Origin of the sequence: Leptolyngbya sp. DQ-M1 (assembly GCF_039962505.1) — a bacterium.
Lineage (GTDB): Bacteria > Cyanobacteriota > Cyanobacteriia > Leptolyngbyales > Leptolyngbyaceae > Leptolyngbya.
Genome location: NZ_JAMPLJ010000006.1, coordinates 221,972 through 234,057, shown reverse-complemented (window position 1 = coordinate 234,057; position 12,086 = coordinate 221,972). Strand labels below are relative to the sequence as shown.

The window sequence follows — 12,086 nt, the reverse complement described above, 5'->3', positions numbered from 1 at the left end:
GTAAGTAATTTTTTCAGAAATCAGGGAACAGGAGGAGAGGGAGGCAAGGTTTCTTAAGATTGTCCCTAAATCTGTACCTAAATTGCTGGAAAATAGCGACGATTTTAGGGCGTTTCAGGAATTACTTAGAATTACTCCTACTAAGCCTTAACCTTACTGTATAACGGCTTTGAGTATTACGGGACTGGCGGGACTCGAACCCTCGACCTATCGCTTAGGAGGCGATCGCTCTATCCAACTGAGCTACAGCCCCGGATGAGTGGCATTATAGCAATCTCATCTAAAACGGGATTAGTGATGTAAGAAATGTTCGAGAAAGCGCGAAAAGAAAGCCGCGATCGCACCAAAGAAATGAGAGCCATCACCGGGTTCTGCGCCGATCAGTCCGTTTCCGATCGCTTCACTCACAGGCGTATAATCTACAGGTTCGGAATTGCGAGATTTGAGCGATCGCCCAATCAGTTCCCCCAGCGAAATCAACCCTAAAACCATCAATACAACTACAGCAAACACGAGCAAGTTTTGCATGATTGTCCTCCTTAAAAATTGAGCCCACATCCAGAAGCCCAAGTTTCATCCCAGGGAGCGCCACCCGTTTCTAGTCCACATAAATCGCTCGTCGCTCTTACAATCAGACGTTCTGCCTGATCCCACAGTTCCACCGTCACATTCCCTCGCATCGTGTCACGGCAAACAAACTGCATTCCGTCGATCGTCGGTGCTCGTAACGGTGTTCCCGGTAAATCTGTGGTTCCGGTCACGGTGACTCGATACTGTCGGTTTCGAGCATCCATGCGCCAATAGCCCCAAGGACGAATCACCCAATTCACTTCGGCATTCCAGGGCACAAATTCGTAGAACTGACCCCGATAGTGAATTCCAACCATCGCAACCGATTCTGTCCACCAAAGCACTCCGCGCCGTCCCCCGCCTGCGGTAAGCGCTAAATCTGGTTCATTGTCGAATGCGTTGCAGTTGAGCCAAAACCATTTACTCGGAAATGCTCCGCCCCAGTTCTTTTCACTATAGGCGGGAGCATTGACAAATTCATAGTTCTTGTCATTCCAATTGATGTAACCTGTGGCGTGTCCATGAGCCATGAGAATTTGCCATCCAGGTTCAAAAATCTGGAGCGATGAGAGCAAGCCTGCGGTGGATTGTCGATCGCCCCACCCATACACAGGCGCGATCGCATATTGCCATTCTGCAAAATTCCCGTTTGGCTCTTTCAGTCGTCCTTGATGCCAGGTTTCTGTGGCTTGATATCCTTCAGAAATGGTGCGATCGAACGCTTGCGGATCTAAAAGCTGAGGTTTGCCCGATTGCCGCCAATGTCCTAAAGCCAGTCGATCAGGTGCTGCCCAAAATCGATTCGGGTCAGGAAAAGTCCGGCACAGATACTCATCATCAATGCCTAAAATTTGAGCCACACCGCCGCTTGTGGGTTGCCCGCCTTGAGGATCTTCGATCGAATACATAAACGCAAACGTTTGACCGATTTCCGGTAAGGTGACGCGGTAATACCACCCCTCAAAAAAGCGGCGAGGAATTCGATTCCAGTGATAACCACTGTGGGGAGTCGGCAGGGGGCTAGTATTTTGAGGCATACAATCGACAATTTTCACAAGGGCCGGAGGGATTGACCGCGCATCGAAGATAGGGCGATCGCGCATTATAAATGCAGGTAAAATCGCCGACGAGGGTTCCGATCCCTTCGACACGGTGATGATCCGGGGGGAGGCGAAGCAAGTTTTGGAGTTGCCGCCGCTCTGCGGCTGCCATCGCTGCTCGAAGGCGCTGCTGAGCTTGAGACTCCAGCCGATGCTGGAGCAGCAACGTCAGAACCGAGGGAACAAGCGCGATCGTAAGAATCAGGAATACTGAAAGCATGATTCTATTTTGAGCGATCGTCTAATAATTTGGGATCAATTTGATCCTAGAAGAATTCGATCGTTTTTCCAATGCTGCCAAGACATTTCGGCGAAACGCCTCAGCAGCATTGACCGCATCACTATTGACCGCATCACTTAGGCTCTACGCCGGATAAAATGCGCCCACACCTTCCCATCGGGGCCGCAAACGCGATTCGTATAGTCATAAGGATAAAGCAGCTTACGTCCCTCGGTATCTGCATATCCAGTTAAAGCATCCCCCCAAGGATCATTCACAATATAGCCATTCGGCGTATAGCCAATCACCGTCACAATATGACCATAAGACGTAAACATGCCACACAACACCACCGGACGACCATTGATCAGTTCTTCTCGCACGTCCCGAAATGTCCACTCGGTACTAAACGTGCCATCAAATCCATAAGCATCGATCAGCTTCGATAAGGTGTTGTGATTGATTTGAGATCCTTCTCCATCTTCGTTGAAGCACCACTGCAACAATTCATCTTCAAGTTGACCGCCTTCACGGGCGCGAGTTCCAAGATAGGACATACACATCGCGATCGCCGTCACATTACAAGTAGACCAGTAAAACCGGGGATTGTCTCGCTGTGAGAAGTACGGCACATTCAATTCAACAGAACCGGGAATCGGATTAAAGGCGCGATTGCCCCGACTCATCCGCACAAAGTCCGGGAATATATAGCCCGTATTCCCAAAGTTCGGCAATTCTTCATTCAGTGACACTTTGATATGTCCGCCTTCAATCATGTAGCTTGCGACCCCGTAAAACTCATTCGCATTAAAGGTCGATCGTTCATCCGGTTGAAGCTCCGACGAATCCACCGGCCGCTTTTTGATCACGGTGTCGCGTAGCGCTGTCACCGTTAAAGCACTCGAATCATAGGGCACTTCCCGCCCGTTGCGCTCAATCTGGGCATACTGCCAGAAGATAAAGCCACGATCGCCAAAACCGGGGATCGGATCTTTCAGCGTCACTCGAAAATGTCCGCGAGTGCAGGCATATCCTGTAATTTGAAAGACTTGACCTTTCAGCACGTTTGTTCTTTGATTAGCTGCCAGCAGCGAAGAATCGGCAGGAGAAGTTTTGAAAAAGGTGGTTTGGGTGATCAGAAGATGTGCTGCTAAAGGAATATCGGGAACATCATCAAGCGAAAACCTGAGAATCTGTGCTCCTTTCGTCAGTTGCACATGGTCTTCGTAGAAATAACCAAAATTTCCGATCGGCGCGATTGTGCTCCCTAGCTCTAATTTCAAATGCCCATCAATAAAGCCGTATCGCAGTACGGGAAATGTTTGTCCGGCTTTGACTAATACCTTTTGCTGAGTGTTGAGCCGCGCAGAATCCTCGGTTGAAACCTTGAAAAAGGTGTCTCGCAGCAGTTTCACAGAAAGAGACTGTCCCACCGTTAGCGGATTACGGCTCACAGTAATGTAAAAGACGCGATTTTCGATGAGCTTATTGCTGGCATCAAATCCTCTGAGCCGCAGCCAACGCGCTCCGGGTGTGGAGAATCCTCGCGGCATCGAGACCTGCCAGGTTCCATTGTTGAGCTTCACATCTAGGTTCACTTTATCTTCAGCCATCAATGTGATCCGCCTGATACGAGCAGCATCATAGCTGCCCTTGAGAACCACTGGCTTATTCACCAATACTTCTAAAGGCCCAGCATAGGTTGGAGGCGCACTCCCGCCTCCTGAAGTTAGCGAATTGGCTGCGATCGTCGTGTCTGTCATACTCTTTTCGCTGAAAAACGGTGTGCAAAAACCAAAGACGAAACATGGCGCGATCGGATGCGCCCCTGTTCTGACAACTATACTTCTGCTGCACGATTTGCAAAAAAGAATCTCCCGATCGCAGGAGATCAGGAGATTGAGCTTCGATCGAAAATAACGGGCTACAGGGCTAATTGCTGCAAGATATCCGTTGCGTGAGTATCCGTCTGAATCGTCGTATGCACTTGAACGATCTTGCCATCTGCACCCACCACATAAGTCACGCGCTTGGAATAGCCGCCGCCATCGACATCATAGGCTTGGGTGATGGCTCCATTGGTATCTGCAAGGAGTGGAAACGGCAGACTGTATTTTTCGGTGAAGCGCTGGTGTGAGGCTTCATCGTCCATACTTACGCCAAACACAGGAATTCCTTTACTGGTGTACTGGGTGTAATTGTCACGAAAACTGCACGCTTCTTTGGTGCAACCGGGCGTGTCGTCCTTGGGATAGAAATACAATACGACCGCTCGACCTGCATAGTCTGAGAGCTTAACGGTGTTGCCGTTCGTGTCTTTTACGGTGAAATCGGGGGCAGTATCGCCCACATTGAGCGGCATAGAGATGGCTCCTTTAGAAGATATTCCGTCATAAATTGTAATCTTCTACTTCTACGTTTTAATTACAAAGAATTCGGGTGGTTTACGTCGATCGATTTATGGGTTCCTGACTCAAATTTGCTTCATATAGCGAAGAAAATATGATCCTTACGTATAATCTGAACAGGAATCTTTATAAAAGTTTGAGCCTCTACTCCTGATCGATCACCCTCCTTTAGTAAGAAGAGATTAATTATGCCTAGAATCTTAATTATTGATGACGACCCAACGATCGCGGAACTCGTCGCAGTCAACCTAGAGATGGCAGGCTACGATGTCAGTCAAGCCTCAGATGGCAATCGCGGACAAGCCCTCGCACTCCAGCTCCAACCCGATCTGATTTTGTTGGATCTGATGCTGCCGCAAGTCGATGGCTTTACGATCTGTCAGCGCATTCGCCGCGATGAGCGCACCGCCGATATTCCCGTCTTGATGCTGACCGCGCTCAGTCAAACTCAAAACATTGTGGAGGGCTTCAATGCAGGCGCAGACGACTATCTGAAGAAGCCGTTTGAAGTCGATGAAATGCTGGCGCGAGTCCGAGCATTGTTGCGTCGTACCGATCGCATTCCCCAAGCCGCAAAACACTCTGAAATTCTCAGCTATGGCCCTTTGATCCTAGTGCCCGAACGCTTTGAGGCGATCTGGTTTGGCAAAACCGTAAAGCTGACGCATCTAGAGTTTGAACTGCTGCACTGCTTGCTTCAGCGCCACGGTCAGACTGTTTCTCCGAGCGAAATCCTCAAGGAAGTTTGGGGATATGATCCCGATGATGATATCGAAACCATTCGGGTGCATGTGCGCCATTTGAGAACCAAGCTTGAACCTGATCCCCGGCATCCGAAATACATCAAAACGGTGTATGGTGCGGGTTACTGTCTAGAACTGCCCAGCGAAAGCATCGAAGAAGTTCAGATGGCAGGTTAATTACTTTTCGAGCCGAATCGCATACCACTGCAAATACTCGCCGGAAGCCATACCTAGCTCACAAGTGGTATCGATCAGATAGCGGATCTGATCGTCGATCCCACCCGCTTGTTTGATATCTGTGGGCAATTCGTCTTGCCGAGCTGCGAGAATTGATCGTAGCTTTTCGCTCAATTCAGTCGCGGTTAGGATCGCTTCAGGCTGGTTCGTTTCGAGCACGACAAAATGCTCCTCATCATACATAGTTGCCGCAGACATAAGATTTGTTAGGGAATCAAGAGCATTCCCATTTTTGCACTTCTGCCCTCCTCTAGAGCGAAGAATCTCCCACAAGTCAGACCCCGATCGCTCTCAGTGCGTGATATTCAGGAGATATATTATTCTTGAATCGCTATGCAGAAAGCACATTTAATTTTTAATCCGGTGGCGGGTCAGGGAAACGCAGAACAGGAATTAGAGCTAATCCAGTGGTTATTAAGCGAAAAGTTCGACTTAGAAACGAAATTAACTTCTCCCGATCGCGATGCGGATGAACTTGCAGCAGAATCAGTCAGCGAAGGTGTAGACGCGCTGTTTGTGTCAGGCGGAGACGGTACAGTTTCTGCTGCGGCGAATGCTGTGATCCGCACGGAGATTCCTTTAGGTGTGATCGCACGCGGGACTGCAAATGCGTTTGCAAATGCGCTCTCGATCCCCACGACGATCGAAGCTGCCTGCGAAACGATTCTGAATCAGCAAACGAAAGTAATTGACGTAGCATTCTGCAACAAGCACCCGATGATTCTGCTCGCCGGGATTGGATTTGAAGCAGAAACAATTCAGCTTGCCAGCCGCGAAGCCAAGAATCGGCTGGGAATTCTGGCCTATGTTCTTGCAGGTATCCGCAAGCTGCGGGATCTAGATCGCTTTGAAGCCGAAGTCGAAACCGACGAGAAGATTATTTCGTTTACCGCTTCGGCGCTCACCGTGGCGAATGCCGCTCCTGCCACTTCGGTACTCGCTCAAGGCCCAGCAGGGTTGATTGTCGATGATGGAATGCTGGATTTGACGATCGTTGCCCCTGCAAATCGCACTAGCGCGATCGCTGCGACTTATCATCTGCTGCAATCTGCTCTTAGCGGCAATCCAGCGGAACGCGATGATATTGGCTATTTGCGATCGAAGCGCTTTAAAATCACGACCAATCCACCGCAAAAAGTAGTGCTGGATGGCGAAATGAGCGGCACAACCCCGATCGAGGTGGAATGTGTTCCGGCGGGACTCACCGTTTTTATGAACGATCCGGAGGCAGAAATTCCGACTGAAAAAATCGACGGTTTACCCGATCTTGTGATTGAGCCAAAAGATGCTCCAGTCTGACGAGATTGCGGCAGTCTTGAAACCCGCACAACTGCTAATTCTTCTCAGTATAGGAATCTCGAATTTGCTTGAGTTCGGTTAACTGCTGCTCCACGATCTGCATCACCTGGTCAATCTCAGGAACGACATTACGCGGTTCAGCGAGGGGTGTTGCTGTGTGATGGAGTTCGTTGATCTTTTGCTGGAGCCGAGTCGCGATTGTCAGTGCATCGCGGCTTAAGCTTGTGAGCTGTTGGCGCTGATAAAACTTTAGGGCTGCACCCCGGAGAACTTGTAGCGTTGCTTGCTCTCCAGCTTCCGTCGGTGTAATTCGCAGGCGCAGTAGTACCCGATCGCGCTGATACGATCGCTCAATTTCGACCTGCTGAATTTCAGTGACCGGAAACAGCGGCAGACGAGTGAGATGTTTGAGTTCGTCGATCAGGGCTTGGAACTTGTTGAGCGCGATAGTTTCGATCACAGACTGAATGGTTCCATTTTGGCTCCATAGAATTCGACCGTATCTTTCCCGTCGTTCAAAGAACAATCGCCCAATCCCGTTGCCTAAGACTCGTCCTAGAAGTTCCTTGAGCAAGCGTGATGGAGGAAGTTGAGCAAGCAGCGCGATCGGTTCTTCAGCGTATCGGGTGCTGACGGGTAAGTCGGGAAGGATCATGTAGGGATTCTGAACGGTTGCTTGAGCTTCGGGTGCATCCGTTTCTAATGCGGTTTGTTCGTCAGGAACTTCAAGTACCAGTGTGTCTTTATCGTGGAAGCCTGCTTCTAGGGATGCTGTGGGCTGTGGTTTGGATGGGGCTGGACGGTTTTGGCTGTAGTTTAGGTAGGCGGTCAGAACGGAGTGATGTGTTTCTGAAGAGAGGCTTTGAGGAATGAGTGAGTAGTTTTGGTAGCCCGCCATCCGTCGAGCATAATCGATCGCGGCAACATCATTGAGCATCACCATACCCAAGTGCAGTTTGCCATGTTGGATGGAGAGCGGCAGAATCTGGTGAAACAGACACGCTTCAAACGGCAAGACGCGATCGATAAGTTGAAAGACTTCTTCTGAGTTCATGGAGGCGATTATCTGGGGAAAGTCCTACGACCTTGATTCCCACTTCCAAAAAGCGAGACATTGATAGTGTTCCCCCTTGCAGTTAAGCTCTGTGCATGGAAACCAAATTGTCGTTCCGATTGACTTCTAACCCAAGTAGGCAGAGCGATTCGTCGATCGTGGTCTTTCTGCATGGATTTCTGGGCAGTGGTATGGAGTTTGATGCGATCACGGCGCAATTAGGCGATCGAAGTCTCACAATCGATCTTCCGGGTCATGGTGAAACTCGATTTTCAGATCAGTACACGATGGAAAATACAGCAACTGCGATCGTCAACTTACTAGATGAGTTAGCAATCGATCGAGCGAGTTTGGTCGGCTATTCAATGGGAGGACGATTGGCGCTGTACTTGGCGTTAAATTATCCAGAGCGATTTGAGAAAGCAATCATCGAGTCAGGGTCTCCGGGATTGAAAACAGAACGAGAAAGAGCGGAGCGCATCAAGCGCGATTGTGAGTTAGCCGATCGGATTCGGACGGATTTTGATCAGTTTTTGATCGATTGGTACAATCAGCCGTTATTTCAATCGATCAAAGTGCATCCACAATTTGAGCAGATGCTGAAAGAACGATCGCGTAACAATCCGGTTGAACTTGCGCGATCACTTCTTGAAATGGGAACGGGAATGCAGCCGAACTTATGGGGGAAATTACAATCGCATCGGCAGCCGTTATTGTTGATGGCAGGAGAGCGCGATCGTAAGTTTGTCGCTCTGAATCAAGAAATGGCATCGCTCTGTGAAACGGCAGAATTAGCGATCGCGTCCAACACTGGACACAATATTCATTTTGAGAGTCCAGAGTGGTACATCCAGCAAATCAAAGACTTCTTGATTGAACCCGTAAAAAAGCAGCCCTATCGCTAAGGCTGCACCAGACCACACAGTAAACTTTTCGCGCTTCTAGCTCCACGCTCCCTCTAGCGCATTCAAATCTGTTTCCGGCAGCAGAATCATCGTCTCAAAGCCAATTCTGCCCATCTCCGGTTCTTCGCCCATTTCCATTTCTACCAAATACGACCAGTTTCCAGAATCTGCACGAAACTCTCGCACTTTTCCCTGCCCACCAATGAAGCGTACAAATTGGTCAGGACTAAACTTTGGCATCGTCATTACAGCGGTCATAATTCCCAATTCCTTTTGTCTACGCTTGCATTCACTCTCTAGGCTTCAATGAATCGCTAATCCAATTGCAGACAGAATAACGAGAATCAGGATAAAGATGACTCCCCCGTTTGGGTAAAACTCAACTTGAAATCATTCCACCCTAAGAATTAGCGCAGTTTGATATGATGCGATCGAAATGAGTACATCGCACGATCGATACAGAGATTGCACGCACAATTTACATCAGAGGAAACGCTACCGCTAATGCTGATCACTTCAATTTGGGAAATCCATCTTGCATCGCTGAGCCTATGGGACAAGACCAGCGGCACTTGGATCAATGTCGCAACGGTTTTAGTCGGTAGTGCAATAGGACTGATGCTGCAAGGGAGTTTGCCTGCTCGAATGCAGCGCATTATTACTCAAGGGCTGGGGCTATTAACGCTGTTTTTGGGTGTCACAATGGCATCGAGCTTGCTAAAAGTCAAACTCGGCGCGATCGATGGCGTGATTATTGGGCTGTTTGCGATCGTTTTGGGTGGCTTGCTGGGCGAATGGTGGCAACTCGAAGCAAGGCTGCATATGATCGGCGATCAGATTAAACGCAGGGTGAAAGGGGGCGGCAGTTTTACTGAGGGATGGGTAGCGGCAAGTTTGCTGTTTTGCGTTGGGCCAATGACGATCGTTGGCAGCTTAAATAACGGCTTAACCGGAAACAATACGCTGTTATCGATTAAAGCCGCAATGGACGGACTCGCCTCGATCGCGCTTAGTAGTAGTTATGGAATTGGGGTCGTGTTTTCGATTTTGTCGATCGCCGTTTATCAAGGTGGACTGTCGATCGCAGCCGGGATACTCGCTCAATCGCTTAGCGATCCAACCACGGCTCCAGCCGTGTTGTTAACTTCGGGAGTAGGTGGATTAATGGTGATTGGGCTGGGTTTGAACTTATTAGAAATTGCGCGGTTGAGCGTTGCTGCATTTTTGCCAGGATTGCTGCTTGCACCGTTGTTCTCTGCAATCATCGAACGGTTGGCGTAATCAGAAGCGGTAATATGTCCGCCTATATAAAAGATCCATCACCGATGACTTGACGATTAATATGTTTGAGTTTGATCCAAATTTTTTAAGATTTGCTACCAAATTCAAAAATGTCTCTATAATTAACGACGATAGTGATAACAGCATCACCATCACTATCGTTGATCGAGATGAGCAATAGAGCGATCATTGTCTGGATTGCTCAACTGGCTGAAAGATTTTGTTTCAGATTCCAAGAATGGGAATACATAAACAAAGCAAACTGCCTGTCTATTTAGTAGGAGAAACACAATGGTTGTAACGAAAAGAAGATCACCCACATCAACGCTAGTCTCAAAAGATTCGATCAGCAGCGCATCCACCGCGCTCCAAGAATTACCGGAAAAGCCGAAGGAAATCTGGTCGCTGAGAGAAGCAATTCACCTACTCAAAGATCAAATTACGATCGCGCTCGATCGTGGCTACAACTACAGCGAAGTTTCGCAGATGCTCTCCTCGAAGGGTGTAGAAATTAGCCCCTCGACGCTGAAATACTATCTATCGTCTGCCCGCAAAGAAGAAGGCGGTGCAAAAACTCGTCGCCGTCGTCGCACGATTAGCATGAGTGCTGAAGCGTTGCAAGACGGTTCGGATGCCCTAGAGAATGCGTCTTCAGAACAAGAATCAGACGAAAAGCCTAAGCGCACCCGATCGACCGCTAAAGCCGATAAAACGACCGAAAAAGCATCGACCAAAACGGCTGCCAAGTCCAAGGCAAGCACCGCTAAAACGACCAAGACTGGAACCAGCCGGAAAAAGTCCGACAGCTAGTGAGGTACACTCGCTTTACCGATCGGCATTCGCGCTAGTCTTGATTTGAGTGTCGATCGCATCGATCACTGCGATAAGCGATTGCTGTTCGCGAAAGTTTTGTTACGCCCATTCACAATTCTAACTTTGCAATGGTCTTAGATATTTCCTTACCAGAAAGCTTAGATGCGTTCTGGATGCCTTTTACTGCAAATCGACAGTTCAAAGCCAAGCCCCGTCTGATGGCATCTGCCAAAGATATGCACTACACGACGGTAGACGGTCGATCGGTGTTGGATGGAACCGCAGGTTTATGGTGTGTGAATGCGGGACATTGTCGCGATCGCATTGTGCAAGCAATTTATCAGCAAGCCGCGACATTAGATTTTTCGCCAACGTTTCAAATGGGACATCCGGCTCCGTTTGCGTTAGCCGATCGCTTAGCAAAGATGCTGCCAGGGGATTTAGATCACATCTTCTTTGCGAATTCTGGATCAGAGGCAGTCGATACGGCGTTAAAAATTGCGCTGGCGTATCATCGGGTGCGGGGTGAGGCGAGCCGAACCCGATTGATCGGACGAGAGCGCGGGTACCACGGCGTTGGATTTGGCGGCGTTTCAGTAGGAGGAATCGCACCGAATCGCAAGTTCTTCGGGAGTTTGTTGCCGGGAGTGGATCATTTACCGCATACGCACAATTTGGAGCAGAACGCTTTTAGTCGAGGACAGCCCACCTGGGGGGCGCATTTAGCCGATGAGCTAGAACGCATCGTCACTTTGCATGATCCTTCGACGATCGCGGCTGTGATTGTTGAGCCTGTGGCGGGATCAACGGGTGTGTTAATTCCACCCGTGGGATATTTGGAGAAACTGCGATCGATCTGCGATAAGTACGGCATTTTGTTGATTTTTGACGAAGTGATCACGGGCTTTGGTCGCTTAGGTCGGGGATTTGCAGCCGAATATTTTGGGGTAATGCCAGATCTCATGTGTGTCGCGAAAGGAATTACCAATGCGGCAGTTCCAATGGGTGCGGTGTTTGCGCGATCGTATCTCTATGATGCGTTTATGCACGGACAGGAGAACGCGATCGAGCTTTTCCACGGATACACCTATTCAGGGCATCCCTTAGCTTGTGCCGCAGCAATGGCAACGCTGGATATTTACGAAGAGGAAGGCTTGTTCGATCGTGCCCGTGATTTATCGCCTTATTGGGAAGAGGCGATGCACTCGCTGAAAGGATTGCCGCATGTGATTGATGTGCGGAATTTGGGCTTAGTGGCAGGCATTGAGCTTGCATCGATTCCGGGACAGTCAGGAGTCCGGGCTTACAATGCAATGGTTGATTGTTTTGAGCAAGGATTACTGATTAGAACGACCGGAGATATTATTGCGTTATCGCCACCGTTAATTTTGGAAAAACATCACATTGATGAAATGGTTGAGCGTTTAGCGAGTGTGCTAAAGGGGCTAGCATGAAT

14 protein-coding genes and 1 tRNA gene are annotated in these 12,086 nt (G+C 49.1%); 6 read left to right on the top strand and 9 right to left on the bottom strand.

All coding sequences use genetic code 11. The annotated features are described in order from the left end of the window. Positions 1 to 179 precede the first annotated feature (179 nt). The 6 genes from NC981_RS19260 to NC981_RS19235 all read right to left on the bottom strand — a co-directional run bounded on the left by NC981_RS19260 (position 180) and on the right by NC981_RS19235 (position 4,252). Positions 180 to 253: transfer RNA gene (locus tag NC981_RS19260), tRNA-Arg, on the bottom strand. 38 nt (positions 254 to 291) lie between these two features. Continuing rightward, on the bottom strand, positions 292 to 528 hold the full coding sequence (locus NC981_RS19255; RefSeq protein ID WP_348244418.1) for a hypothetical protein: 237 nt from the start codon (positions 526 to 528) through the stop codon (positions 292 to 294). Positions 529 to 539: 11 nt separating this feature from the next. Continuing rightward, positions 540 to 1,607 (bottom strand): tocopherol cyclase family protein, encoded by a 1,068-nt coding sequence (locus tag NC981_RS19250; protein WP_348244417.1) that lies wholly within the window; start codon positions 1,605 to 1,607, stop codon positions 540 to 542. After that, positions 1,591 to 1,890, bottom strand: a complete 300-nt coding sequence (locus NC981_RS19245; RefSeq protein ID WP_348244416.1) for a DUF6464 family protein — start codon at positions 1,888 to 1,890, stop codon at positions 1,591 to 1,593. The genes NC981_RS19250 and NC981_RS19245 overlap by 17 nt, the downstream gene beginning before the upstream one ends. A gap of 137 nt (positions 1,891 to 2,027) precedes the next feature. After that, on the bottom strand, positions 2,028 to 3,653 hold the full coding sequence (locus NC981_RS19240) for a C39 family peptidase (protein WP_348244415.1): 1,626 nt from the start codon (positions 3,651 to 3,653) through the stop codon (positions 2,028 to 2,030). A gap of 161 nt (positions 3,654 to 3,814) precedes the next feature. Further along, the gene (locus NC981_RS19235; RefSeq protein WP_348244414.1) at positions 3,815 to 4,252 is read right to left on the bottom strand and encodes a peroxiredoxin; all 438 of its coding nucleotides are present in this window, start codon (positions 4,250 to 4,252) and stop codon (positions 3,815 to 3,817) included. A gap of 234 nt (positions 4,253 to 4,486) precedes the next feature. Here NC981_RS19235 and NC981_RS19230 point away from each other — a divergent pair, with 234 nt between their 5' ends. After that, positions 4,487 to 5,218 carry a response regulator transcription factor gene (locus NC981_RS19230; protein ID WP_190378247.1) on the top strand — a complete coding sequence of 244 codons (732 nt, stop codon included), beginning with the start codon at positions 4,487 to 4,489 and terminating at the stop codon, positions 5,216 to 5,218. Here the strand turns inward: NC981_RS19230 and NC981_RS19225 are convergent, their stop codons facing one another. Next, entirely contained in the window at positions 5,219 to 5,476 is a 258-nt protein-coding gene (locus NC981_RS19225) for a chlororespiratory reduction protein 7 (protein ID WP_348244413.1), read from the bottom strand. Between the two features lie 135 nt (positions 5,477 to 5,611). On the opposite strand from NC981_RS19225, the gene NC981_RS19220 reads away from it, so the two are divergent. Then, positions 5,612 to 6,577, top strand: coding sequence for a YegS/Rv2252/BmrU family lipid kinase (locus NC981_RS19220; protein WP_348244412.1), 966 nt, complete (start codon positions 5,612 to 5,614; stop codon positions 6,575 to 6,577). Positions 6,578 to 6,611: 34 nt separating this feature from the next. Here the strand turns inward: NC981_RS19220 and NC981_RS19215 are convergent, their stop codons facing one another. Further along, positions 6,612 to 7,631, bottom strand: coding sequence for a hypothetical protein (locus NC981_RS19215; protein WP_348244411.1), 1,020 nt, complete (start codon positions 7,629 to 7,631; stop codon positions 6,612 to 6,614). Positions 7,632 to 7,726: 95 nt separating this feature from the next. Here NC981_RS19215 and menH point away from each other — a divergent pair, with 95 nt between their 5' ends. Next, on the top strand, positions 7,727 to 8,536 hold the full coding sequence (gene menH / locus NC981_RS19210) for a 2-succinyl-6-hydroxy-2,4-cyclohexadiene-1-carboxylate synthase (protein ID WP_348244410.1): 810 nt from the start codon (positions 7,727 to 7,729) through the stop codon (positions 8,534 to 8,536). A 36-nt stretch (positions 8,537 to 8,572) separates the two neighbouring features. On the opposite strand, the gene NC981_RS19205 is transcribed toward menH, so the two are convergent. After that, positions 8,573 to 8,794, bottom strand: coding sequence for a hypothetical protein (locus NC981_RS19205; protein WP_190378252.1), 222 nt, complete (start codon positions 8,792 to 8,794; stop codon positions 8,573 to 8,575). 246 nt (positions 8,795 to 9,040) lie between these two features. On the opposite strand from NC981_RS19205, the gene NC981_RS19200 reads away from it, so the two are divergent. From NC981_RS19200 to NC981_RS19190, 3 genes are all read left to right on the top strand, one after another. Beyond that, positions 9,041 to 9,817 carry a DUF554 domain-containing protein gene (locus tag NC981_RS19200; protein ID WP_348244409.1) on the top strand — a complete coding sequence of 259 codons (777 nt, stop codon included), beginning with the start codon at positions 9,041 to 9,043 and terminating at the stop codon, positions 9,815 to 9,817. 291 nt (positions 9,818 to 10,108) lie between these two features. Then, on the top strand, positions 10,109 to 10,627 hold the full coding sequence (locus NC981_RS19195; RefSeq protein ID WP_348244408.1) for a hypothetical protein: 519 nt from the start codon (positions 10,109 to 10,111) through the stop codon (positions 10,625 to 10,627). 131 nt (positions 10,628 to 10,758) lie between these two features. Then, complete coding sequence (locus tag NC981_RS19190; RefSeq protein ID WP_348244407.1) at positions 10,759 to 12,084, top strand: aspartate aminotransferase family protein; 1,326 nt, start codon at positions 10,759 to 10,761, stop codon at positions 12,082 to 12,084. Positions 12,085 to 12,086: the final 2 nt, after the last annotated feature.

What these genes read in the sequence shown, in the direction of transcription:
- NC981_RS19245 (WP_348244416.1), bottom strand. Translation starts at nt 1,890, where the DNA reads ATGCTTTCAGTATTCCTGATTCTTACGATCGCGCTTGTTCCCTCGGTT.
- NC981_RS19205 (WP_190378252.1), bottom strand. Translation starts at nt 8,794, where the DNA reads ATGACCGCTGTAATGACGATGCCAAAGTTTAGTCCTGACCAATTTGTA.
- NC981_RS19200 (WP_348244409.1), top strand. Translation starts at nt 9,041, where the DNA reads ATGCTGATCACTTCAATTTGGGAAATCCATCTTGCATCGCTGAGCCTA.
- NC981_RS19225 (WP_348244413.1), bottom strand. Translation starts at nt 5,476, where the DNA reads ATGTCTGCGGCAACTATGTATGATGAGGAGCATTTTGTCGTGCTCGAA.
- NC981_RS19255 (WP_348244418.1), bottom strand. Translation starts at nt 528, where the DNA reads ATGCAAAACTTGCTCGTGTTTGCTGTAGTTGTATTGATGGTTTTAGGG.
- NC981_RS19190 (WP_348244407.1), top strand. Translation starts at nt 10,759, where the DNA reads ATGGTCTTAGATATTTCCTTACCAGAAAGCTTAGATGCGTTCTGGATG.
- NC981_RS19230 (WP_190378247.1), top strand. Translation starts at nt 4,487, where the DNA reads ATGCCTAGAATCTTAATTATTGATGACGACCCAACGATCGCGGAACTC.
- NC981_RS19235 (WP_348244414.1), bottom strand. Translation starts at nt 4,252, where the DNA reads ATGCCGCTCAATGTGGGCGATACTGCCCCCGATTTCACCGTAAAAGAC.
- NC981_RS19215 (WP_348244411.1), bottom strand. Translation starts at nt 7,631, where the DNA reads ATGAACTCAGAAGAAGTCTTTCAACTTATCGATCGCGTCTTGCCGTTT.
- NC981_RS19250 (WP_348244417.1), bottom strand. Translation starts at nt 1,607, where the DNA reads ATGCCTCAAAATACTAGCCCCCTGCCGACTCCCCACAGTGGTTATCAC.
- NC981_RS19220 (WP_348244412.1), top strand. Translation starts at nt 5,612, where the DNA reads ATGCAGAAAGCACATTTAATTTTTAATCCGGTGGCGGGTCAGGGAAAC.
- menH (WP_348244410.1), top strand. Translation starts at nt 7,727, where the DNA reads ATGGAAACCAAATTGTCGTTCCGATTGACTTCTAACCCAAGTAGGCAG.
- NC981_RS19240 (WP_348244415.1), bottom strand. Translation starts at nt 3,653, where the DNA reads ATGACAGACACGACGATCGCAGCCAATTCGCTAACTTCAGGAGGCGGG.
- NC981_RS19195 (WP_348244408.1), top strand. Translation starts at nt 10,109, where the DNA reads ATGGTTGTAACGAAAAGAAGATCACCCACATCAACGCTAGTCTCAAAA.